General features: G+C 63.8%; 21 protein-coding genes and 1 pseudogene. 10 read left to right on the top strand and 12 right to left on the bottom strand.

The annotated features are described in order from the left end of the window. Positions 1 to 83: 83 nt before the first annotated feature. On the bottom strand, positions 84 to 983 hold the full coding sequence (locus tag FJ979_RS31265) for a LysR family transcriptional regulator (RefSeq protein WP_140496254.1): 900 nt from the start codon (positions 981 to 983) through the stop codon (positions 84 to 86). Between the two features lie 683 nt (positions 984 to 1,666). On the opposite strand from FJ979_RS31265, the gene odc2 reads away from it, so the two are divergent. Together odc2 and FJ979_RS31275 are read left to right on the top strand one after the other, a co-directional pair. Then, on the top strand, positions 1,667 to 2,800 hold the full coding sequence (odc2, locus tag FJ979_RS31270) for an ornithine/lysine decarboxylase (RefSeq protein ID WP_140513661.1): 1,134 nt from the start codon (positions 1,667 to 1,669) through the stop codon (positions 2,798 to 2,800). Positions 2,801 to 3,067: 267 nt separating this feature from the next. Further along, on the top strand, positions 3,068 to 3,625 hold the full coding sequence (locus FJ979_RS31275; RefSeq protein WP_226880593.1) for an N-acetyltransferase: 558 nt from the start codon (positions 3,068 to 3,070) through the stop codon (positions 3,623 to 3,625). 83 nt (positions 3,626 to 3,708) lie between these two features. Here the strand turns inward: FJ979_RS31275 and FJ979_RS31280 are convergent, their stop codons facing one another. The 5 genes from FJ979_RS31280 to FJ979_RS31300 all read right to left on the bottom strand — a co-directional run bounded on the left by FJ979_RS31280 (position 3,709) and on the right by FJ979_RS31300 (position 7,946). Further along, a complete protein-coding gene (locus tag FJ979_RS31280) occupies positions 3,709 to 3,993 on the bottom strand; it encodes an SCP2 sterol-binding domain-containing protein (RefSeq protein WP_140513660.1) in 285 nt (94 codons plus the stop codon). Between the two features lie 215 nt (positions 3,994 to 4,208). Further along, a complete protein-coding gene (locus FJ979_RS31285) occupies positions 4,209 to 4,730 on the bottom strand; it encodes a hypothetical protein (RefSeq protein WP_140513659.1) in 522 nt (173 codons plus the stop codon). Between the two features lie 30 nt (positions 4,731 to 4,760). Continuing rightward, positions 4,761 to 5,186, bottom strand: a complete 426-nt coding sequence (locus FJ979_RS31290; protein WP_140496250.1) for a hypothetical protein — start codon at positions 5,184 to 5,186, stop codon at positions 4,761 to 4,763. A gap of 13 nt (positions 5,187 to 5,199) precedes the next feature. Next, entirely contained in the window at positions 5,200 to 5,799 is a 600-nt protein-coding gene (locus FJ979_RS31295) for a rod-binding protein (protein WP_181168595.1), read from the bottom strand. A gap of 173 nt (positions 5,800 to 5,972) precedes the next feature. Beyond that, positions 5,973 to 7,946 carry a BTAD domain-containing putative transcriptional regulator gene (locus FJ979_RS31300; RefSeq protein WP_140584605.1) on the bottom strand — a complete coding sequence of 658 codons (1,974 nt, stop codon included), beginning with the start codon at positions 7,944 to 7,946 and terminating at the stop codon, positions 5,973 to 5,975. Positions 7,947 to 8,097: 151 nt separating this feature from the next. Here FJ979_RS31300 and FJ979_RS31305 point away from each other — a divergent pair, with 151 nt between their 5' ends. From FJ979_RS31305 to FJ979_RS31315, 3 genes and pseudogenes are all read left to right on the top strand, one after another. Next, entirely contained in the window at positions 8,098 to 9,096 is a 999-nt protein-coding gene (locus tag FJ979_RS31305) for a DMT family transporter (protein ID WP_140584606.1), read from the top strand. Between the two features lie 111 nt (positions 9,097 to 9,207). Then, positions 9,208 to 9,849: a hypothetical protein gene (locus FJ979_RS31310; RefSeq protein ID WP_246679395.1), complete on the top strand. Its 642-nt coding sequence runs from the start codon at positions 9,208 to 9,210 to the stop codon at positions 9,847 to 9,849. A 46-nt stretch (positions 9,850 to 9,895) separates the two neighbouring features. Further along, positions 9,896 to 10,726: pseudogene (locus FJ979_RS31315) on the top strand (DUF1194 domain-containing protein); the annotation flags it as partial. A gap of 286 nt (positions 10,727 to 11,012) precedes the next feature. On the opposite strand, the gene FJ979_RS31325 reads toward FJ979_RS31315, so the two are convergent. Together FJ979_RS31325 and FJ979_RS31330 are read right to left on the bottom strand one after the other, a co-directional pair. Next, positions 11,013 to 11,807 carry an SDR family oxidoreductase gene (locus FJ979_RS31325; RefSeq protein ID WP_140584609.1) on the bottom strand — a complete coding sequence of 265 codons (795 nt, stop codon included), beginning with the start codon at positions 11,805 to 11,807 and terminating at the stop codon, positions 11,013 to 11,015. A 449-nt stretch (positions 11,808 to 12,256) separates the two neighbouring features. Continuing rightward, a complete protein-coding gene (locus FJ979_RS31330) occupies positions 12,257 to 12,835 on the bottom strand; it encodes a TetR/AcrR family transcriptional regulator (RefSeq protein WP_140513927.1) in 579 nt (192 codons plus the stop codon). A gap of 79 nt (positions 12,836 to 12,914) precedes the next feature. Between FJ979_RS31330 and FJ979_RS31335 the strand changes: the two genes are divergently transcribed. Both FJ979_RS31335 and FJ979_RS31340 read left to right on the top strand, forming a co-directional pair. Then, positions 12,915 to 13,277 carry a hypothetical protein gene (locus tag FJ979_RS31335; protein ID WP_140584610.1) on the top strand — a complete coding sequence of 121 codons (363 nt, stop codon included), beginning with the start codon at positions 12,915 to 12,917 and terminating at the stop codon, positions 13,275 to 13,277. Positions 13,278 to 13,367: 90 nt separating this feature from the next. Continuing rightward, positions 13,368 to 13,826, top strand: coding sequence for a nuclear transport factor 2 family protein (locus FJ979_RS31340; RefSeq protein WP_140522346.1), 459 nt, complete (start codon positions 13,368 to 13,370; stop codon positions 13,824 to 13,826). Positions 13,827 to 14,001: 175 nt separating this feature from the next. Here FJ979_RS31340 and FJ979_RS31345 read toward each other — a convergent pair whose 3' ends face one another. The 3 genes from FJ979_RS31345 to flhA are packed head-to-tail and all read right to left on the bottom strand — an operon-like array spanning position 14,002 to position 17,223. Next, on the bottom strand, positions 14,002 to 14,385 hold the full coding sequence (locus FJ979_RS31345) for a hypothetical protein (protein ID WP_140496242.1): 384 nt from the start codon (positions 14,383 to 14,385) through the stop codon (positions 14,002 to 14,004). Between the two features lies 1 nt (position 14,386). Beyond that, on the bottom strand, positions 14,387 to 15,139 hold the full coding sequence (gene fliR, locus FJ979_RS31350) for a flagellar biosynthetic protein FliR (RefSeq protein ID WP_140496241.1): 753 nt from the start codon (positions 15,137 to 15,139) through the stop codon (positions 14,387 to 14,389). Continuing rightward, entirely contained in the window at positions 15,136 to 17,223 is a 2,088-nt protein-coding gene (gene flhA, locus FJ979_RS31355; RefSeq protein ID WP_140496240.1) for a flagellar biosynthesis protein FlhA, read from the bottom strand. The genes fliR and flhA overlap by 4 nt, the downstream gene beginning before the upstream one ends. Before the next feature lie 113 nt (positions 17,224 to 17,336). Here flhA and FJ979_RS31360 point away from each other — a divergent pair, with 113 nt between their 5' ends. From FJ979_RS31360 to FJ979_RS31370, 3 genes are all read left to right on the top strand, one after another. Further along, positions 17,337 to 17,636, top strand: a complete 300-nt coding sequence (locus FJ979_RS31360; protein WP_140496239.1) for a putative quinol monooxygenase — start codon at positions 17,337 to 17,339, stop codon at positions 17,634 to 17,636. Between the two features lie 130 nt (positions 17,637 to 17,766). Then, the gene (locus FJ979_RS31365; protein ID WP_140496238.1) at positions 17,767 to 19,563 is read left to right on the top strand and encodes a chloride channel protein; all 1,797 of its coding nucleotides are present in this window, start codon (positions 17,767 to 17,769) and stop codon (positions 19,561 to 19,563) included. Between the two features lie 96 nt (positions 19,564 to 19,659). Continuing rightward, positions 19,660 to 20,397, top strand: coding sequence for a DUF4336 domain-containing protein (locus FJ979_RS31370; RefSeq protein WP_140584611.1), 738 nt, complete (start codon positions 19,660 to 19,662; stop codon positions 20,395 to 20,397). Positions 20,398 to 20,451: 54 nt separating this feature from the next. Here FJ979_RS31370 and FJ979_RS31375 read toward each other — a convergent pair whose 3' ends face one another. Further along, positions 20,452 to 22,095 carry an MFS transporter gene (locus FJ979_RS31375; protein ID WP_140522340.1) on the bottom strand — a complete coding sequence of 548 codons (1,644 nt, stop codon included), beginning with the start codon at positions 22,093 to 22,095 and terminating at the stop codon, positions 20,452 to 20,454. Positions 22,096 to 22,443 lie beyond the last annotated feature (348 nt).

The raw sequence follows: 22,443 nt of genomic DNA on the forward strand, positions 1-22,443 counted from the left end.
GTCGCGATTCCCTTGGCTTCGGAGAGAAGTCGACAGTTACCAGAAAGGGGGCGAAAATGGGACCGCGCCGCAATTGAAGGCGGTCATGCGGTTTCGCGCGTCCTGAACCACTGGACCAGGAAATCGACGAAGACACGCACCTTGGCGGGCAAATAGCGCCGGTGCGGATAGACGGCGAAAATGCCGGCGCCCGACAGGGTGCGGTCATCCAGAACCGTCACCAGCCGGCCGCTCGCAATATCCGGCACGGCGATGAAATCCGGCAGGATGGCAAATCCCAATCCCGACAGGGCAGCAGCCCGCGCCGCCATCGGGCTGTTGACTTCGATCGGGCCGGAGACCGAGACGCTTACCGTATCCTCGCCGTCTCCCTTGAATTGCCAGTTGTTCAGGCCGCGGCCATTGGTGTCGACGATGCAGGGCATGCGGCCGAGGTCCTGCGCGCGCACCGGCATGCCATGTTTTGCGATGAGTTCGGGAGATGCGCACAGCCGTGTCGAAAACGGCGCCAGACGCCTGGCGATCAGCGACGAGTTCTCCAGGCGCGAGATGCGCACCGCGAGATCGAAGCCTTCCTCGACGAGGTCGACGAAGCGGTCGTCCAGCTGGATGTCGAGCACGATGTCGGGATATTGCTTGGCGAAGTCGATCAGCGACTGGCCGATCGGCGCGTCGGCGAAGGTGCGCGGCGCAGACAGCTTGATCCTGCCGCGCACGTCGCCGGACGATTCACGCACGGCATCGGCAAGACTGTCGACCTCGCGCACGATCTCGGAGGCGCGGCGATAATAGGTGTGGCCGGCCTCGGTCATCGAGAACTGGCGGGTGGTGCGGTTGAGCAGCAGCGCGCCGAGCTCGTCCTCCAGCTCGCGCACATATTTCGACAGCAGCGCCTTGGAGCGGCCGATCTTGCGCGCCGCCGCCGAAAAGCCCTCGGCCTCGACCACGTCGATGAAGGCGCGCATGCGGGTCAGTGTGTCCATGAATCAGGCCTTTCGTGCGGCGTCGAGTTTCGGCCGAGCCGTATCAGGGCAATGTCGCCGCCGGAAGGGCCAGCGACAGGCCGGCCCACCGGTATCTTGCGAGGGTGCAGAAGGGGGTCGAGAGGGTCGTGCGTGCCTGTCATCGTTCGATATCCGGATACGGTGAACCAACATTGTTCGATGCCGGAATTTTTACAACCTGCGATACGATTTTTATTGATTGTGAATCTCTCTGCCCCTATATCGCGCTTGCCCAAAGTCGCACGTGCCTGTGGGTGTCCGCCGATCCTCTGAATGGTGAGGGAAATCGGTAAGGTAACTGGAGCCAACCCCTCCAGTCGGTTTAGCGGCCAACCGCCAGACCGAGGACACCTTGAAGCAACGACGGTGCGGGCCTTTCTGGTTCTCTGCCGGTTGTCCAAAGACCGGGGTTACTGAAGAGGCACACCATCATTGCCGGCAGTGCGGAACGGGGTTCTCCCAGTCCAAGCCAAGGCAGACAAAGCGAACCGAAGCCGGGCAAGGCCAAGGTTCATCGCCGCGAGACGGCGTTTCATGGTTCCGGGGTCTCCACCGGCTGGTTCCATGGATTTCCGTCCCGCCTTTGTCCACCGCGTGTTCGCGAGGCCGACAGCCCGCGTCCGCACCCTTGTGCGCGCCGAAAGGCGTGATGGAGAAACCCGATGGCCACGCAGCGCATCCTCGACTTCCTCGCCACCCGACGTCCGACCGGTCCTTGCCTCGTCGTCGACCTCGATGTCGTGCGCGACAATTTCCGCGCCTTCGAGAAGGCGCTGCCCGATTCCAGGATCTACTATGCGGTGAAAGCAAACCCGGCGCCGGAAATCCTGCGCCTCCTTGCTGCGATGGGCTCGTCCTTCGACACCGCTTCCGTTGCCGAAGTCGAGATGGCGATGGACGCCGGTGCGCCGGCGGACCGCATCTCCTTCGGCAACACCATCAAGAAGGAGCGCGACATCGCGCGCGCCTACCAGCTCGGTATCAAGCTGTTCGCCGTCGATTGCGTCGAGGAGGTCGAGAAGATCGCCCGCGCCGCTCCAGGCGCCCGCGTGTTCTGCCGCGTGCTGACTGATGGCGAGGGCGCCGAATGGCCGCTGTCGCGCAAGTTCGGCTGCGTGCCTGCGATGGCTGTCGACGTGCTGCGCCATGCCAAGGCGCTCGGGCTCGACGCCTATGGCGTGTCGTTCCACGTCGGCTCGCAGCAGACCGACCTGACGGCCTGGGATCGCGCGCTGGCCGACGCCAAGACCGTGTTTTCGACGCTCGCCGAGGAAGGCATCGTCTTGAAGATGGTCAATATGGGCGGCGGCTTCCCGACGCGCTACCTGCGCGACGTGCCGGCGGCCCAGGCTTATGGCCAGGCCATCTTCTCGGCGCTGCGCAAGCATTTCGGCAACGCCATTCCCGAGACCATCATCGAGCCGGGCCGCGGCATGGTCGGCAATGCCGGCGTCATCAAGTCGGAAGTCGTGCTGATCTCGAAGAAGGCGGACAACGACAATGTGCGCTGGGTGTTCCTCGACATCGGCAAATTCGGCGGCCTGGCCGAGACGATGGACGAGGCGATCCGCTATCCCCTAGTGACCGCGCATGACGGCACGGAAACCGCGCCTTGCGTGCTCGCCGGCCCGACCTGCGATTCGGCGGACGTGATGTATGAGAAGACGCCCTATCCGCTGCCTCTGTCGCTGACCATCGGCGACGAGGTGCTGATCGAAGGCACCGGGGCCTACACGACCACCTATTCGGCGGTCGCCTTCAACGGCTTCGAGCCTCTCCGATCCTACGTGATCTGACGGTTCGAAAGAACCGTCGGATCATCCCAGGTGGGCGTTTGTCGCCCATCCGGGCTCGCCTGTGGAACAGTCTCCGCTCGTGAAGGGATCGCGGAAATGGACATTGCAAATTTCGTTGTCGAAGGCGCTGCGCGCGACATCTCCCCTTCAGAGGTGGAGATGGTCACGAACTGGCCGGAGGGGTTTGTCTCAGCCGCCTCGACGTCTCTTGGACCGCATGGGGCTAGCGCTTCACGCGCGGCGAACCCCTCTGTCGCCTTCGGCGACATCTCCCCCTCGAGGGGGGAGAGTGCCCGTGCTTTCGCCATCGTTGCCGAAACGCCTGATGACATCGCGGCGCGCGAGGCGTTGCTCGATGCCGCCATGGGGCCGAAGCGCAAGACGAAGTCGTCGGAGAAGCTGCGGCGGGGCCGGCGGCCCTCGGAAGGCCTGGCTTTCGTCGCGCGCGACGCATCGGGCGCCGTGATGGGCACGGTGCGGCTCTGGGACGTCACGCTGGGCGAGGGCGGTCCGGCAGCACTGTTGCTTGGGCCCCTGGCGGTCGCTCCTTCGCTCAAGAGTGCCGGCATCGGCTCGGCGCTGATGCGCCATGCGGTCGCCGAAGCCGCGCGTCTCGGCCACGCGGCGATCCTGCTGGTCGGCGACGCGCCCTATTACGGCCGCTTCGGCTTCTCAGCCGCAAAGACCGGTTCGCTGGCCATGCCGGGCCCGTATGAGCGGCATCGGCTGCTCGCGGTGGAACTGGTGGAGGGCGCGCTCGACGGCGTCCATGGCACGCTGAAGGCCGCGGGGCGCAAGCTGAAGGCGCCGACGCTGGCGGCCTGAGGCGCTGAGCCCCAAACGAACGAAAAACGCCGCCCGAAACGGCGGCGTTTTCGTCCCGAGAACAGTCTCGGCGGTCTTCTGTCTCAGCCGATCAACTGGCTGAGCGCCATGGCGACAGACATGTCGCCTTCGACCTTTATCTTGCCGGTCATGAACGCCATGGTCGGGTTGAGATCGCCCGATATCAGCGAGTCCAGATCGTCGAGCGAGAGCTTGATGGTGCAGTCGGCGGGGCCATCGGTGGTCGAGACATCGGCGCCGTCGATGACGATGACGCCATCGCTGCCGGTGTCGAATTTCACGGAACGATCGAACCCGCTGCTGGCCACGCGCGACCTGATCTTGTCGGCAATCTCCTGAACGCTCACGCTGTTCTCCTGTCTGGTTGCATCTGCCTGTTCGGTTGCATCTGTCGCGCCCCGGCATGATCCGCCCGAGACCCATGCATCTTCGGGGCCACGGTCGCTGCCGCATATAGCTTTGGATTGACGTTTACGTCAACGCGGATTGCAGGGCCTGGTTCCTATCGCCGCAGCCGGGCGAGGAGCCGATCACCGTCCCTGGCCAGTGGTATCCCGATGGCTCAATGCGACTTGAACGCCTTGGTCATCTCGGATGCCGTGGCGCCGGCCTCCTGCCGGCGGCGCAGCCAGTTGTCGCGAATCTCATCCTTGCTCAGGAAATTGACCTGATCGACCAGAACCTCATGCACCAGTGTGGCGCCGACGCGTGTGTTGACGGTATCGCGGATCGCGGCGCGGAAGGCGTCGAGGTCGATCGTCTCCTTCTTGGTGAAGTCGATCTGCGGATTGGAATAGAGGTAGGAATAGACCTGATCGGTGATCAGCGCCTCGGCCGGGATCGACAGTTTCTTGATCTGCTCGGGTTCGACCGTGTAGACCAACTTGGTCAGGAAATAACCGTCGATCCTGGCGTTTCGGATCAGCGGCACAGAGATGACCTCGGTCTTGACGTAGTCCAGTCCGCCCAGCATCGGCTTCGGCTTTTCGCCGACGCCGCGGTCGCCGGCGGCCTGGAACGAATAGAACACCGCGCCGAGCGTGGCGACGCAGATCCAGACCGCGATGGCGATGACCTTGACCATTCAGGCACCCGAGCCGGCGACCACCGCGCGCTAACCGCGCGCCCGGCCGAACTCGCCGGCGGAATAAGTGCCGTCGGTTTCGGCGCGCTGGATGGCGGTGCGCAACAGGCCTGCGACCTCGTTGACGGCGCTCAGATGCGCCAGGATCGCCGCCTCGTTCTTCGCCAGCTTCTGGCGAAGCCGGACAAGACCTTCGCGGTGCTGTTCGAGGAACTCGGCTTCGCTGCCGCCGCGCATGGCACGGGTCAGTTCATAGAGATAGCGGCTCTTGCGCGCGTTCGATGCCTTGAGATCGTAGCCGGTGTCGCTGCGCAGCCCGGCCGTCTCTTGCTCGACGACTTCCTCGATGCGGCCGATGATGGCGGCAAGGTTTCCGGGCCGCGCGAGTGCGACCGGGGCTTCCGATGTGGCCGTGCGCGCCGGCAGGTTGGCGGTGAATTCCGAAAAGTCGGCCATGGCGTTTCCCAGTCTAGATCTTGATGTCTGTCTTTGTGGTCGTTTCATCGCCGGTCATGGACCTGGCGGCCTTGCGCTGCAGCTCCTGGACGAGCGAGGTGGACAGACGGCTCTGCCGGTCGATCTCGGTCTTTTCAGGCCCGCCGGAGACCGGGCCGATCGGCACCTTGCGCTTGCCTTCGAGATAATGGTCGGCGAGCAGCGACTTGGCGATGCCGATGTCACCACGCTCGGCCATGACGTCGGCGACGCGCTCGGCGAGCTGCGATTTCCACATGTCGCCGGCCAGGCCCTTGCCGTACACGCCCTCGGTGTCCTTGGGCATCATGTTCTGGATGAAGGTCTGGAGCACCATGGCTTCGAATTTCTTGAACTTCTTGGATGGATCGGCCGCCATGGCCTGGTCGGCGGTGGCGCGCGACAGCATCGTCCCGGCCGAAGCGGCCTCGACCGAAAAGCTGCCGGCAACGCCGCCCGCATGCCTGGTCAGTGCGGCGCGCGCGGCCGCGAGATCCGCCGGCTCGGCTGCTCGGACAACATCCATCACGATGTCGCTGGGGGGAGAGATCGCCAAGAAAGTCCGCCTTTTGTCGGTTTTCCTTGGCCAGACCATGCCTCAACAAGCTTGTGGCAGGCTTGCGGGGGAGGAAGGAAGGCCAGGGTTCTCTGCATCCAGCCGCGTAGCCAGATTTTCAACAACGCATGTCGCGTAAAAAGTGGCTTCCGGTTTTGGGAGAACGACCTGCAGAAAGCGTCTCGCCCGAATCCGTTCGAACGCGAGGGGCTTCAGGACGGGGGAAGACCGGCCCTCGACAGCATTTCAAGGAACCGGGAATGGTGATGATCCTTCACATAGCGCGGCACAAAGCCAGGGCAGACATTGCTCAGATTGAGATGCGGAAGTTGTGACAGGCAATGATGGATGGCCCGCGACGCTTCATCGCGATTGCCGGTTGCGGCCGCGGCTGCGGCCCAATAAAGCGCGCCACGAACGAAGCCCGGCTTTGTCCTGACCACCTTGCGCGCGACCTCGAGCGCCCGCTGATCGTCTCCGCCGGCAAACAGCGCCATAACGAGCCCGTGGTGACGCCAGTAGTCGATGACGTCATGGGTTCCCAGCCGGATCGCCTCGTTCGCCTCGCGCACGGCTTCGCTGACCTGCCCGCGCAGCGCGAAGAGCATCGCAATATCGCCGTGGCCGCTCGGATAATTTGGGTTGAGGCTGATCGCGTGCCGGCATTCGACGATCGCCTCGTCGATACGACCGCAACTTTCGAGAGCGAATGACAAGATGCACCGGGCAATTTCATCGTCCGGCACCGCCCGCACCGCGGCCTCGGCAAGCGCCAGCGTATACTCGATATTGCCCTGCTCGCGGGGCAGCGCGCCAAACGCGATGCCCATGGAAATCATGATCGAGAGCGTCCGCTTCGCACGGGCGTTGTCGGGCCCTGTCGAGAGCGCCTTCGTCGCAAGTTCCATCCCGACCAGCAGCGAGTCGTGGGTCATCTCAAAATATTTCATGAGCGCCTCGTTCACCAACCTGCGCACTTCAGGGGGACCAGGCGGACTCTTGTCGCGGACCTTCCAGTTGGTCAGTTGAAGTTCGAGGATCACCGCCAGAACGACGGACTGGGCGATCCTGTCCTGGAATTCGAGCGCATTCTCGGACTGGCCGTCGAACTTCTGGGCCCAGACATGATGACCGCCGACGGCATCGACAAGCTGGATATTCACCCTCAACCCATTGCCGGATCTCTGGATGCTGCCGCTGAGCACATATTGTGCCCGCAGCGCTCCCGGCGCGTTACCTTCTTGGCGCAGGCCGACCTTATCTGTGGGGGGAACCGCGGAGAGCACGACATAGTCGGCCACCTCGGAAAGGGCTGTCGTGATGTCCTGGACCAGTCCCTTGGAGAAAAAATTGTCGCCTTGTTTTCCGGTCAGATTGGTGAAGTCGGCAACGCCAATGGAGGGGTGTCCGAGGCGATGGCTGGCCGCAACACCACTTGCCGACGGCGCGTGTGGCGCCGTGTCGGAAGCAAGCAGCAGGGACTGCCATAGTGCCCGCGTCTCTGGGCCGGCTTCGACGCCGAACTCCTTCTTCAGCATGCTTCTGCAAGCCTCGTATGTCCTGAGCGCCTTGTCGCGTTGACCACAAGCAAGGAGCAATTCCATCTTGAGCCGATAGGATTCTTCCCGCGCCGGATCCATGGCCAGGACGCGATCGGCCAGGACGAGGCCCGCTTCAGCGTCGACGAGGCGAGCCAGTTTCTCGAACGATTCAAGCGCACGACCGAGCAACCTGTCGCGTTCCGACGCGACCCAGTCGTCGAAGCCATTGCTTCCCACATGGAGCCCGTCGAGGAACGGGCCGGTGTAGTTCGCCAGGGCCTTTTCGAGTTCCTGCGCGGAGCGGGCCGATAGACCCGTCTCGAACTCCTCCACATCGACCCGAAACGCCTCTGGCCTGAGGTGGATCAACTCTCCGGTGGAATGGATAAGATCGACACCCGAGAGATCGCGGCGCAGGACGCTGAGGGTTTGGCGAAGACTGTTGCGCGAATGCCCGCCATCGCTGTCGCCCCATAGCAGGTCAGCCAGTTTTTCCCGCGTCGCTGCCATGCCCGGACATCGGGCCAGATAAGCAACGATTGCCGGGCCGCGTTTCCCGACCAGTCGAAGCGGGCCAGTTGTTTCAATACGGAAGCCGCCGAAGAGTGAGATTCTATTTGCAGCGCCGCCGTCGTCACTTTGCATCTGCTGCCTCAGCCTGACGAAATTCTAACGCAAATCTAACGTTCCGCAATCGTCCGTCACCGCGCTTCAAGCGCTCCCGTGACGGCAGGTCATTTAGACTTCGCTAAATTAGGCGGCCAAGTCAACGCAATGCTTGGTTCAAGGGGGGCGCGTGTCCAGAACAAGAGCCAATTTGCTGCTGCTCCTTGCAGCCGCATTGTGGGGCTTCGGCAACGTCTCGCAAAAGACGGTGCTGGTCCATCTCGACGCCATGAGCGCGGTAAGTCTGCGTTGCCTGATCGGCGGGCTGCTGGTGCTGCCCTTTGTCTTGACCGAAAGGCGAGTGGCGATCGGGGCGGGCTATTTTCCGAGCCTGGCCAGGGTGGGCGCGCTGTTCGCCATCTCCATCACGCTTCAGCAGCTTTGCTATGTCGGAGCCTCGGTCACCAATGCAAGCTTTCTGGTGAGCACGGCAACCGTAATGACACCATTGGCCGCCTGGTTGCTCGTCGGCGAGCGTCCGACAGCGGGCCTCACGATCGCTGCCGGGCTGACCCTGGTCGGAGCCCTGCTTTTGTCGGATGGGATCGGCGGCCTCGGCAGCGGCGATCTCACCGCAATCCTGTCGGCTGCCTGCTATGCGCTCTGGGCGGTCGAGCTCGGCCGGCACATGCAGGCCCATGCGCGGCCGTTCACCGCCGCCGCGGCACAATTTCTCGGCGCCGCAGTCTTCGCCCTGCCGCTCGGGGCAATGCAAGGCAACCTGTCGCTGGCCGCCGCATTCGCAGCCGGTCCGGAATTGGCGATACTCGGCGTCTTCTCCACCGCGATAGCCTTCGGCATACAGACGGTTGCCCTCCGCTTCACGCCGGCCAGCCACGCCGCCGTGATCGTCAGTGCCGAAAGCGTCTTCGGGGCGCTGGGCGCGGCGATCTTTCTGGGCGAGCGGAGTTCGTGGCCGGGCGCCTTGGGAGCAGCGATCATTCTCGGTGCGATCCTTTCCGTGGCACGATCGAACCGAGCGCCGCAGGCACGTGAGTCCTTGCGGACCGCTTCCAACCAACGCTTCGACATTGCCCCTGCCTTTGCAACAGCGCCGGCAAGCGGGGCAGGCGAACGCCGCGTCAACAGTTCAGGTCCGGTGGAGGAATGCGATGACCGCTGCCGCTGATGCGACGGTCGCCGTGTCGATCGCGGCCGGACAGGCCGCGGGGGCGCTGCGATGAACGCGTGGACAGTCCTTCTTCCGCTCGCACATTTGAGATCGGCCCTTGGTGCCCGCATGAAGGGACCCGGCGGCTATTACAACAGTGGCAACGCGCTTGGCCTCATCGTAGGTCTTGCAACCCAAATTGCGGCCGCGCCAGTCGGCCCGCATGAGGAAAGCGCTGTCATCGCGGCGGTGATGGACTATTTCGCGGGCAGCCATGGCACTGTTGCGCTCACCTTGGCTACCCTCGTCTTTTTCTGCGGCGGCGAAGCCTACCACCGGGCTTGGGCAAAGCCGGATGTTCCCGATCCCACCCTCAATCGTCTGGGCGACTTCCTCTCGGGACTAGGCGCAATCGGGCTCGGCATCGCGCTCTTGCTGCTCGGCGACCCGCTGCTTGCGGCGACGTCCGGCCTGCTGCATGCGCTCGGCAAGTTCGGCAGCACCTTTCACAGGCCGGGCAGGCCGGTTCCGGTGTGGCCGACCGCCTGGCCCGATCCGTTCCGCAGTGCGGTGCTCGCCAGCAGGTTGCCGGCAGTGGTGGCGACAACCGTCGCCCTCGGCCAGGCTTTGCCGGTAGTCTGGTCGGGCGAGTCCTTCGCGGCACTCATCATGCCGCTGACGTTACTCGGCTGTTATCTCTTGTGGACCAAGGCCGATCTGCTGCTGTTCGGCGTTGGGTCCAAGGTCCCTCGTCAAATTTCCACATGTTGAAAATGGGCGGCTTTGACAACGATCGGTTGTCGAGATGGAGAATGGCATGTTCATAGATATGTATCAGGACGCCGGTCCCTCTTCTGGAGCGGTCTCCTTTCGCGGGCGGGTGCAGCCGATAGGCGGGGCCAATCTTTTTTCGCCGACAAAGCCATCGGGAAGGGGGCTGGCAAAGCGAGCCAATTCACTCCTGAGACTGGCGGGGATACTTGCAGCTTCTGCGTTCTGGAATCTCCCGGCGCATGCAGCGAATGTCGACGTTGCCATCGTGTTCGCGGTCGACTTCTCGTCATCGATTGATCCAAAGATCGCCGATCTGCAACGCGAGGGACATGCCGCGGCACTCACTTCGCCCGAGATCATCGCCGCCATCGGCCGGAATTACGTCGGCTGCATCGGCGTGGCCTACTTTGAATGGTCGAGCCCCGGACACGCACGCACCATACTGCCGTGGACAAGCATCTGCGGACTGGAAGATGCAAGAGCGGCGGCGGCGGAGATCAGCAGGAAAGGGGATACCGGCGTCATCCGTCGAGGGCGATCCGGAACATCGGTTTCCTCGGCTATCGACATTGGCAGTCTTCTGCTGGACCAGTTTCCTGGAAATGCCGCCAAGAAGGTCATCGATATCTCTTCCAATGGTGAGAACAACGACGGACTTCCTGTTCAGCCGAGCAGGCTGAACGCCATTGCCAAGGGATATACGATCAACGCCATCGCCATTCCCGCCGAAGACGACGATCCTGACAATTCGCTGGCATCCTATTTTGCCAAATCGGTCATTGGCGGCTCCCAGGCCTTCGTCATGACGCCGAAAGGGCCAAACGACTACAGCACGGCGCTTCGCCGCAAGCTGGTCACGGAAGTAAGCATGAACAACGAAGGGCAATTCCCGCAACCGGCGGACGGGCGCTCTTCCTCAACCGTAATTCCGGACAGTGGCGCATTGCTGCACGTCCGCGTAGGGGCCGAGAGCAGACGGCGGCTCCTGGCATCTATCCACGGCCGCTCGTCGATCTTGACCTCGGCCCGGTCGATCGGGGCACCCCAGGCGGCTCCGACGATCCGATAATCGCCGCAGATATGAGTCACCCGAGCCGGCGCCGATTTGAGGCCGGCTCAGCCGCGGCGACCCTCATGCCACCGCGGCGGTGGGACGCGGCTCATCCGATCGAGCGGAGCACACCACCGTCGACGCGCAACGCGGCGCCGGTGGTCGCCGAGGCCTGCTCGGAGCAGGTGTAGACGACCATGTTCGCGACTTCCTCGGTTGTCGCGAACCGGTTGATGAGCGTGGTCGGACGCAGCGATTTCAGGAAATTATGCTCGGCGTCCGTTTGCGTGATGCCCTGCTCCTTCGCGGTGGCCTTCATCCAGTCGCCAAGAATCTCGGAGTCGGTCGGCCCCGGCAGGACAGCGTTGACCGTGACGCCGGTGCCACCGACAAGTTCGGCCAGCCCGCGCGACACGGCCAGCAACGCGGTCTTGGTCATGCCGTAGTCGATCATCTCCTTGGGGATGGCGAGCGCGGACTCGCTGCTCATGAAGACGACCCGTCCCCACCCGCGCTCGACCATACCCGGCATATAGTGGCGCGCGGCGCGCACGCCGCTCATCACGTTGAGCTGGAAGAGGTCGAGCCATGCGGCGTCGTCCTGCTCGAAGAAGCCATTGGGACGCGCAGTGCCAACATTGTTGACGAGGATGTCGGCATCCGGCGCCTGTGCCGCGAGCGCCGCCGAGCCCTCGGCTGTCGCGAGATCGGCGGCAATGCCGGTGAGGTCGGCGCCAGGCAGCAGCGCGCGCAGTTCCCGGAGCGTCGCGGCGACCCGCTCTTCAGTACGTCCATTGACGACGACGGCGGAGCCTGCGCGCGCCAGCCCTTCGGCGATCGCGCGACCGATGCCGGCGGTCGATCCGGTGACGATGGCCTTTCGGCCCTTGAGTTCGATGTTCATGCCCTTGATCTCCGATTATAGGTGGCCAGACGACCGGACGGATGGCCCGGAGGTCAGCTGATGGCGCTCAGCTAGATAAGCCGCGCGAGCGCACGCAGGCGTTCCGATGCTAGTGCCGAAGGATGCCGAGCCCGGTGCTTGCCTAGCGGCCGAACATACGGGCCAATGCCTGGCCAACAGCCCCAAATCTCATGGTGGAATAGCTCATCGCGCTTCTCCTTCGGGCGGACGCATCGCCGCTGCCCCACGCCAAGAGGTAGGCATGCCCAGGCGCGCCATGCAGTCGGAAGACACGCACTACGGTGGTGCGAAATCGCACCGGAGGCTTCACGTGACGACGCGAACTTCTCCATGATCGACTGGGACGGTATCCGTTACTTCTTCGCAGTCGCGCGCGACGGTTCGGTCCGAGCGGCGAGCAATGGATCAGGCGCCGCTGCCCGCATCATTCAGATGGCGACTGTCTCGCGAACCTGATCGGCCGCCGCATCCAGAAAAGCCTGCGCGAGGTCCGGGTCGTTGACCACCCGCGAGAGCATGACCGCGCCGACCATTGTCGAGAGAACGGCCATTGCCTTGTTGCCGCCCTTTTCGCCGTCGTCCTCGCCAACCCAACTGCCGAGCATCTCGAGATACTCCCTGATGCCGGCCTCGAATGAGGCCTTTACCTCGGCGCCTTGCCTGGCCGCATCCGAGCCGAGCGCGACGACCGGGCAGCCGTCCATCTTTTCCGCGCGATGATCCATACTGAGGTAGAATGAGATCACCCCGTCGAGCGGTTTCCCAGGGTTTGCCGCTGTCGCGGCCGACCACTTGTCGGTGGCGCTTTCCATCGCGCGCCTGGATGCCTGCGCCGCCAGGTCGTCCTTTGACTCGAACTGCTTGTAAAAGGCGCCCTGGGTCAGCCCGGCGCCCTTCATCAGATCCTTGAGGCCAATGCCGTCAAAGCCTCGCTCCCGAAAAAGGCGGCTTGCCACATTGATCACGGTTTCGCGGTTTTCCGCGGCCTGAGTGCGACTTACGCGCATCGCCATCTCCTTTTTAGATTGCATTCGTAATCTATACATTATATAGAGGTCGAACGCAATCCAAAAAAGGAGATATGAGATGATCCGCAAAACCCTGAGTGCGTCGGTTCTGGCCGCGATGTTTCTTGCGAACCCGGCTTTTGCCGAGGAAGCGACCATCGGACGGCCGATCGAAGCTGCCAGCCTGCACGAGGGACAGCTCGACATGGTGGTCTACTACGTCCCGGTCAACGGCGGCCTGCTGGAGGTCACCGCCACCTTCGCGCCGAAGATCGGAGGTGATCCGCTGCGCTTCGTCATGGGCCTTGCTGACGGCGACTCCGTGGCCTTTTCCATGCCGGGCCACCAGGATTCGCTTTACGCGTTCTCAAGGTCGGGCGAGGAGGTCACGATCTCGACCGAGACCGACACATACCTGCGAGCCGACGCGACAATGCGCTGACGCGCAGACCCTGCGTGGCGTCGGCTGCGTCCGAACAGCTCGCCACAGGTACCTTCGATCGCGCTACCGAATGAGTTGGAGGAGAGTGATATGCTATATAGTTATTTTGTCGAGAAATCGATCCGAAAGAGCTTCGATGACGTCAACAATCATCGCTGGGATGCGGCGGTGAAAGCACTCGCGCCGCATGTCCATCATCGGGTTGGCGGCGCCCACGCGCTTGGTGGAGAGCGCCACGACAAGGAAGCCCTGCGCCGCTGGTTTGAACGCCTCGGCCGTGTTCTGCCCACCCTCCGTCTCACGGTCAATCACATCTGGGTGGAGGGCTGGCCATGGCATACCACTGTGTTTGCCCAGTGGGATGGCACCGCGACCCTGCTTAACGGCGACACGTCGTACATCAACCGAGGTCTCCACGTGTTTACCCTGCGGTGGGGCAGGGTCCATGCGCTCGAGGAATTTTACGATTCACAGGCAGCGGCTCGCGGTCTTGCCGTCCAAGCGGCAGCTGGCCTCGAGGAAGCTGCCGCCGAACAGATAACAAGCTAGCTGAAAAGTCGCCTTTTTACGATCCTCCGCAATGCGGAGGCTCGGCACATTCTTCGACAGGCTGTACGGGCGGCTTCTGGGTAGACGCGAAATTGCATCCATAGCCCGTACGAGGCGCAAAGCGGTCAGTCAGGATTCCGCTGCGAAGGCTTGCTTTGCGTCCAGACCTCCTCCTCTACTCCTGTCCCCGCTTCTGCGCGATCAGATCGAGGCGTTCGCGGTCGGAGCGTTCGCGTTCGTCGCGGTTGCGCACGTCCTTGTAGGCGCGCTCGACCATGTTGGTGCGCGCGGTTGCCGACGCGACGAGGCCGGCCTCCTTCCTGGCGCTTTCGAGGTTCGCCTCCTGGCGCACGACGGCCTGGGCGATGCGGCGGTGGTAGAGATCGGGGAAAAGGCCGGAGAGGGAATTGTCCTTGTCGAAATGCTCGACCAGTTCCTTGGCCTCGGCTTCGGCGGCATTTGCGGCGGCGAGGAGGGTGGCGTGGCGCGTCTCGTGCAGCGCCTTCAACTGTTCCTGAACCTTGACCAGCTTCTTCAGGCGGTCCTTGCGCGTGCTCATGTCACCTCGCCAGCGTCAGGTCGACAAAGCCGTCGACGAACAGCGACAGCATGGAGCCGACGGCGAAATAGAAGATGAGCATGCCGCCGGCGATGACGAAGGGCTGAGAGATGAAATAGATCGGGATCTGCGGCGTCAGCTTGTTGACGAAGCCGATCGTCAGGTTGACGAGAATGGCATAGGCGACGAAAGGGCTGCCGAGGCGGATGACCAGGAAGAAGGTGTCCGACACCGTGTCGGCGACATCGACCAGTGCCGCCTGCGGGTTGAAGAAGACGTTGACCGGCGCGACCGTATAGGACGTCACCAGCGCGCGTATGATCTCATGGTCGAAGTCGAAGACGAACAGCAGCAGCAGTGCCGAGAACGAGATCATGGCGGCGAGCGCCGCCTGCGGTTCGGGCTCCTCGATCGCTGGCCCGCCCGAGCCGCCATAGCCGATCAGCATGGCGATGGCCGACCCCATGAAGCGCAGGGCTTCCATGTAGAGCCTGGTCATGGCGCCGATCAGGCCGCCGACCAGGAGTTCGGAAACGATCATCGGCACCAGGATCTGCGGACGCGGATCGACGAAGGGAAAGATCTTGTCCCACAGGAAGGCGAGCAGGCCGCCGGTGGCGGCGACCGCAACGAACAGCCTGACCTGCACTGGGATGCGGGCGCTGGACAGGCCGGGCATCAGCATGAAGCAGGCGCCGATGCGGCAGAAGGCGAGGAACGCCGCGATGACGACCGCTTGCGAGAGAACGCTCACGATATGGTCCCGAGCACCCTGATCTCGACGCCCTTGGCGATTTCGACATGCGAGAGCACCGGCAGCGTGGTGAACAGCCGCTCGATGATCATGCGCACATAGGGGCGCGCGTCGGGCGCGGTGACGAGGACGAAACGCTCGCCGGCTTCGAGGAATTTCTTGATCGCCTTGGTGGCGTCCTGGCCGAATTCTTCCAGCTGGCGCGGATCGATATCGAACTCGCGCACCTCGCCCTTGGCGTCGCGCTTGAGGCTCTGGTGGAAGGCCAGGTCCCAGCGGTTGCCGAGACGCAACACCTTGAGCACGCCGCCCTCCGAAAGATCGCCGCAGATCTGCTGCGCCATGCGGATGCGGACATGCTCGACGATCTGCTCGGTGCGGCGCACATGCGGCGCGATCTCGGCGATGGCCTCGATGATCAGGTGCAGGTTGCGGATCGAGACACGCTCGGCCAGCAGCAGCTTCAACACTGCCTGCAGGCCGGGATAGGAGATGTGCGTGGTGCAGATCTCGTCGGCGAGCTTGCGGTATTCCTGATCCTGGCGCTCGAGCAGCGCCTTCATGTCCTTGTAGGACAGAAGCTGCGGCAGGTTGTTGCGGATGACCTCGGAGAGATGGGTGAGCAGCACCGACATGTTGTCGGCAAAGGTGTAGTTCTCGCGCTTCAGATCCTCGGCGAATGTTTCCATGACGGAATAGGCACGCATGCCGAAGGCCGGCTCGCGGATCTCCTCGCCCGGAATTTCGGGAACGTCGCGGTTGCCGAGCAGCACCATGATCTCGCCGACGCGCATCGAATATTCGGCGACCACCGTTCCGTGCACCTTGATCTGATAGCTTTTCGGCGGGATGGCGAAATCGTCGGCGACGCGCACTTCGGGCACGACGAAGCCATATTGCTGGGCGAACTTCTTGCGCATCTTGGCCATGCGGAAGACCAGCTCCTGATGCGAGACCAGCAGCCGGGTCGAAAGCTGCTTGCCGATCAGAAGTTCGATCTCGGCGGTGGCCAGCGAGGCCTTGACCGAGTTCTTCTCTTCCTCGGCCTTGGTCGCCTTCTCCTGGTTCTTCAGCGCCTCGGCCTCGGCCATGGCCCGGTTGTGGCGCATCGGAATGACATAGCCGAGGCCGGCCATGCCGCCGGCGAGCGCGAAGAAGGGGAAGAAGGGCAGGCCAGGCATCAGGCCGAGCAGCACCAGCAGCGCCGCCGCCACATAGAGCGCGCGCGGATGCGCGCCGAGCTGCCCGAACACGGCCTGGTTCGTCGAACCGCGCGTACCGCCCTTGGAAACCAGCAGGCCGGCGGCGAGCGAGACGATGAGCGCCGGGATCTGGGTGACCAGACCGTCGCCGACCGACAGCTTGATGAACACGTCGGCGGCCTCGCCCATGCCCATGCCGTGCCTGATATAGCCGATGGCGATGCCGCCGACGATGTTGATGGCGGTGATGATGAGGCCGGCGATGGCGTCGCCGCGGACGAATTTCGAGGCGCCGTCCATCGAGCCGAAGAAGGAGGATTCCTCTTCCAGCTCGCGGCGGCGCAACTGCGCTGTCTTGTCGTCGATCATGCCGGCGGAGAGGTCGGCGTCGATCGACATCTGCTTGCCGGGGATGGCGTCGAGGGTGAAACGGGCGCCGACCTCGGCGATACGGGTGGCGCCCTTGGTGATGACGATGAAGTTCACCACGATCAGGATCATGAAGACGATCAGGCCGATGACGAAATCGCTGGCCATCACCAGTTTGGAGAAGCCGGCGATGACGTAGCCGGCGGCGTGCGTGCCTTCATTGCCGTGCGACAGGATCATGCGCGTGGTGGCAATGTTAAGCGATAGCCGCAGCATGGTGGCGATGAGCAGCACGGTCGGAAACGAGGAGAAGTCGAGCGGCCGCTGGATCCACAGTGCCACCATCAGGATCAGCACCGAAAGGGCGATCGAGAAGGCAAGGCCGACGTCGATGAGAAAGGCCGGGATCGGCAGGAACAGCACGGCCAGGATGATGACGATGCCCAGCGCGAAGAAGACGTCGCGACCGTTCTTGGCCACGGCGCCGGGCTGGATGCTTTCGCTTATCGCCATTCTAGTCCTCGAAAACCGTGGGCTGCCGAGCATGCGACAGCCCGGCGAGGGTAGCTGGCCAAGCTTGCGCGAGGGTGGGAGAGTGGCCTGCCCAACCATCGAAAGGAAATCTCATGCTGCTGGTCATCGGCACGGTTCGTCTGCCACCCGACAAGCTCGAACAGGCAAGGCCAGCGATGGAACGCATGGTTGTTGCCAGCCGTGCCGAGCCCGGTTGCCTCGCATACTCCTATGCGCAGGATGTCCTCGATGCCGGGTTGATCCGGGTCACGGAAGTCTGGAATGACAGGGCGGCGCTCGATGCGCATTTCGCCGCGCCACACCTTGTGGACTGGCGCGCAAGCTGGCCGTCGCTCGGCATCGGCGAGCGCAATCTCGTGCTCTACGAGGCCGGCGACCCGAAGCCGACCTGACCATCGGCGGCCGGACGGGCTCCCTCCAAAGGGCGCGCGGGCGCCGTCATTGTGGTTGCCATGCGGTGCCGCTCGGCGTATCAGCACGGCAGTGTTTTCAATGCCTTGCTGATGTCGGCGAGCCGCTCCGGTGCTTACCAAAAACCAATCGCCCAGGAATCAACCGCAAGTCTACGCTCGCCGGCTGCGCGCGGTGCTCATCAATTCGATCCCGCTGCTCGAAGCGCGAGGCATCGCGGTTGTCGTCCTTGCCGGCATCGTCGGCGTGATGGCGGGCATACTGGTCACCGCGATGAGCCAGATCGTGCAGGACCTGCACGGACTGTTGTTCGGCGTGCAGCCCGGCGGCCGGCTTTCCGGCATGTTCTCCCTCGCCCACCCCATGCAGGCCCTGATCCCGGCGATCGGCGGCATCCTGCTCGGGCTGACGGTGATCTGGCTGAGAAAGCGGAGATTCCGCACGCCTGTCGACCCGATCGAGGCCAACGCGCTCTATGGCGGTCGCATGTCGCTGACCGATACGTTCATCATCGCCGGCCAGACCATGATCTCCAGCGGTTTCGGCGCCTCTGTCGGGCTGGAAGCCGGCTATACGCAGGTCGGTTCCGGCCTGGCTTCGCGGCTGGCGCGGCTGTTCAAGCTGCGCCGCAATGATGTCCGCATCCTGGTCGGCTGCGGCGCCGCCGGCGCCATCGCGGCGGCTTTCGATGCGCCGCTGACCGGTGCTTTCTATGGTTTCGAACTGGTCATCGGCATCTATTCGGTCGCCAATGTGGTGCCTGTCATGACGGCGGCGATCTCCGCCTCGCTCACCGCCGAGATGTTCGGCGGCGTGCCGTTCCCGCTGGAGCTTGCGGGCCTGCCGGCACTCACGGCCAGCCAGTACGTGCCCTTCCTGCTGCTTGGGCTTCTTGGCGGGGCCGCCTCGATCGCCATCATGCATCTGGTGACGCTGGTCGAGCGCGCCTTTGCCAAACTGTCGGTCGACGCCTCGCTGCGTCCCGTCATCGGCGGCGTCATCGTCGGCCTGCTTGGGCTGGTCACGCCACAGGTGCTGTCGAGCGGCCACGGCGCGCTGCATCGCGAATTCGCCATGAACTATGGGCTGAGCGTGGTGGCCAGCGTCTTCGTGCTGAAGCTGGCGGCTTCCGCGATCTCGCTGGGTTCGGGGTTTCGCGGCGGACTGTTCTTCGCTTCTCTGTTTCTTGGCGCCCTGCTCGGCAAGGCATTCGCCGATGTGATGGCTTTCATCTCGCCGTCGACCGGCATCGATCCCGCCGTCGCTGCCGTCGTCGGCATGACATCGCTGGCGGTCGGCGTCGTCGGCGGGCCGCTGACGATGACGTTCCTGGCGCTGGAATCGACCCGCGACCTGACGCTAACCGGCGTCGTCCTGGCGGCCTCGATCATGGCGGCGATCCTGGTGCGCGAGACCTTCGGCTACTCCTTCTCGACGTGGCGTTTTCATCTGCGCGGCGAGACGATCCGCAGCGCCCATGACGTCGGCTGGATGCGCAGCCTGACCGTCGGCTCGATGATGCGCAAGGACATCAAGACCATCAATGCCGACACGACGCTTGCGGCCTTCCGCAAGCAGGTGCCGCTGGGTTCGGCCCAGCGCGTCATTGCCGTCGACGCGGGTGACCAGTATGTCGGCGTGCTGATCGTTGCCGAACTGCACAGCGACCTGTCCGACGGCGAGACGGCGGTGCGCGATCTGGCGCAATACAAGGATGCCGTCCTGGTGCCGAGCATGAACGTGCAGTCGGCCGCCGAGACCTTCCAGCGGGCCGGCGCCGAGGAGCTGGCCGTGGTCGAGGATTTCACCGACCACATCGTGCTCGGACTGCTGACCGAGGGCCATCTGATGCGGCGCTATGCCGAGGAGCTGGAAAAAGCGCGCCGGGACTTGTCGGGCGAAGGGTAGGTCGGGCGAAGGTAGGCTGCCGAGCCGGCCTGGCTGAGCTCGTGCAAGGCGAAGCTGCCGTGGCCAAGCTTGTTCTCCACCCTACATCAGCAGACCATGGCCGACCGCGCACCATATCCGCCGCTCAACACGTTAAAGCTGGTTTCGAAGGACATCTGGATCGTGGATGGCCCGGTCATCCGCTTCGGCATGCCTTGGCCGAAAATGCCGTTTCCGACGCGGATGACCATCATCCGCGTCAATGACGGCGATTTGTTCGTCCATTCACCCACCTTCCTGACAGAGAGCCTCGAGGCCGAGATCGCGGGATTGGGCAAGGTCCGCTACATCATCGGGCCGAACCGGATCCACTATTGGTGGATTCCGATGTGGCGCAGGGCCTTTGCGGATGCGGGTATCTGGCTGGCACCGGGCATTCGCGAGCAGGCGGGCGACAGGATCGATTTCGAGGCGAACGAGCTTGGTGCCGAGAGGGGCTACCCGTGGGACGATGACCTCAAGTCGCTGCCGGTGGAGGGCAGCTTCATGACGGAGATGGTGTTCTTCCATTCCGTCAGCCGAACATTGATCCTGACAGACCTGATCGAGAACTTCGAACCGCGGAAGCTTGGCTGGCCGTGGCGCTGGCTTGCCAGGGCGGCTGGTGTCGTTGATCCGGATGGCAAGACGCCGCGCGATTTGCGATTGACCTTCCCCAGGGGGCAACTCAAGGCGGCAGTCGAAAAGATGATAGAATGGAATCCGGAACGCGTGATCATGGCGCACGGCCGTTGGTACGAACACGATGGCGTCGCCGAACTGAAGCGCGCGTTCCGCTGGCTGGGTCCGCTCTAACGCTTTGTGTTGATGCAAGCCCGGACGAAAACGTCTTCGCGCTTTCCTGCACTCCTAATGCTCGATCGGTCCCTTTGCCATGACCAGCGCCGTGCCCGCGGTTGTCGGGCGCTCGATCACGCGGCGCACCCGCGGCGGCTCGTCGCCGCTGTGCAGTGCCCGCAGGCGCTCGCCGACCATGGCGTCGGCTTGGGTGATGCGGCCATTGTGCCTGACATATTCGAGCCAGGTCGGCGTGTGGTAGTGCTCGATCCAGATCGCCGGATTTTCGAGATCGCGCGCCAGCGTCCAGTTGCGGGCACCGTCGCGACGGCGGATGCGGCCGCGCTCGGCCATGGTGGCCAGGAACTCCGGCACGTCCTCGTCGCGGATGATGTATTCGATCATGATGGCGATGGGGCCGCTGCGCGGTTTCAGGTCGAGCGCGAGGTGCGGCTCCTTGAAACGGTTGAGCGGATCGAGGTTCAGCACCTGCTGCTGCGGCAGCGGCAGCACGAGGCCGATGGCGCCGCCAGCCAGCATGGCGATGGCCGCCGCAATCAGCGCTGTCCCGGCGCCATGCGCGTCGGCGACGATGCCCCAGATCCAGCTGCCGAGCGCGATGCCGCCGAAGGTCGCGGTCTGATAGACCGACAGCACCCGGCCGACGACCCAGCGCGGCGTTGCCATCTGCACGGTGACGTTGAAGTGCGAAAGCGCGATCACCCAGCACGCGCCGCCGACCAGCAGGCCGAGCGATGTCTGCCAGGCGTTGTGGCTGACGGCGGCATTGAAGGCGCAGACGGCGAAGCCGGCGAAGGCCGAGCGCACCATGGTCTCGCTGGACAAAAGCTGGCGCAGCCGCACGCTGATCAGCGCGCCGCCGACCGCGCCGATGCCGAAGGCGCCCAGCATGATGCCATAGGTCAAGGCATCGCCCTTGACGACGTCGCGCGCCACCAGCGGCAGGAGCGCCAGCACCGCGCCGGCACTGAAGCCGAAGGCGGAGCCCCTGACCAGCACCTTGCCGATGTTGGGCGACATGGCGACATAGCGCAGGCCTGCGCCCATGGCCGCGCCAAGCGATTCGCGCGGCAGCGTCGATGGCTGAACCTGCGGCTTCCAGCGCGCCAGCACGACGATGAGACCGATATAGCTCACCGCGTTGGCCGCGAAGGCGGCCGCCGCCCCGGCTGCGGCGACGATGATGCCGCCGATCGCCGGACCGACGCTGCGGGTCAGGTTGAAGCCCATCGAGTTCAACGCGACGGCGGCCGGCACCTTGTTGCGGGGCACGATGTCGCCGACGGAGGCTTGCCAGGACGGGCTGTTCAGTGCCGTGCCGCTGTCGATCAGGAAGGTGAAGGCAAGCAGCGTCCACGGCGTCATCAGGCCGGAATAGGTGAACAGGGTCAGAAGCACCGAGACGACCAGCATGAAGGTCTGGGCGACCAGCATAACCTTGCGCCGGTCGAAGCTGTCGGCGATGGCGCCGGCGACGAGCGCGAACAGCATGATCGGCAAGGTGGTCGAGGCCTGCACCAGCGCGACCTGATAGGGCGAGGTGGCGATCGTGGTCATCATCCAGGCGGCGCCGACGCCCTGGATGAGGCCGCCGAAATTCGACACGAGGCTGGCCGACCACACGGCGCGGAAGATGCCGTGCCGGAACGGCGCCAGCGCCGAAACGCTCTCGCTCTCCGGCTTTTCGTCAATCATAGGAAAGGCCCTGCCATGGCTTGCCGATCGTTGCGATGATCCGTTTCCCCGGATGGTTTGCCGAAACTATGGCATCGTGCCGCAAAGAGCGAACGTCTTGAAAAAAAGATCATGGTCCAACAAGGGGATAGAGGAGGACCACGCAGCCGTGCGGCTTTGCTTCGACGCCGCGCCGCGGATGCAGCCCTATGCCGTACACGGTCCGCATCGGCGACAGCAGGGCTGCTGCCGGTAAGTCGTCGGGACAGAACGGGCGGGCTCGCCGCAAGCAGCTAGAGCGTTTCATATCTTGACGGAAGCGTAGCCTGCGTTTTCGAAGTAGTTCCTGCATTCGGCTGCCTCGATTGT

The sequence above is a fragment of the Mesorhizobium sp. B1-1-6 genome, from assembly GCF_006443035.1.
Lineage (GTDB): Bacteria > Pseudomonadota > Alphaproteobacteria > Rhizobiales > Rhizobiaceae > Mesorhizobium.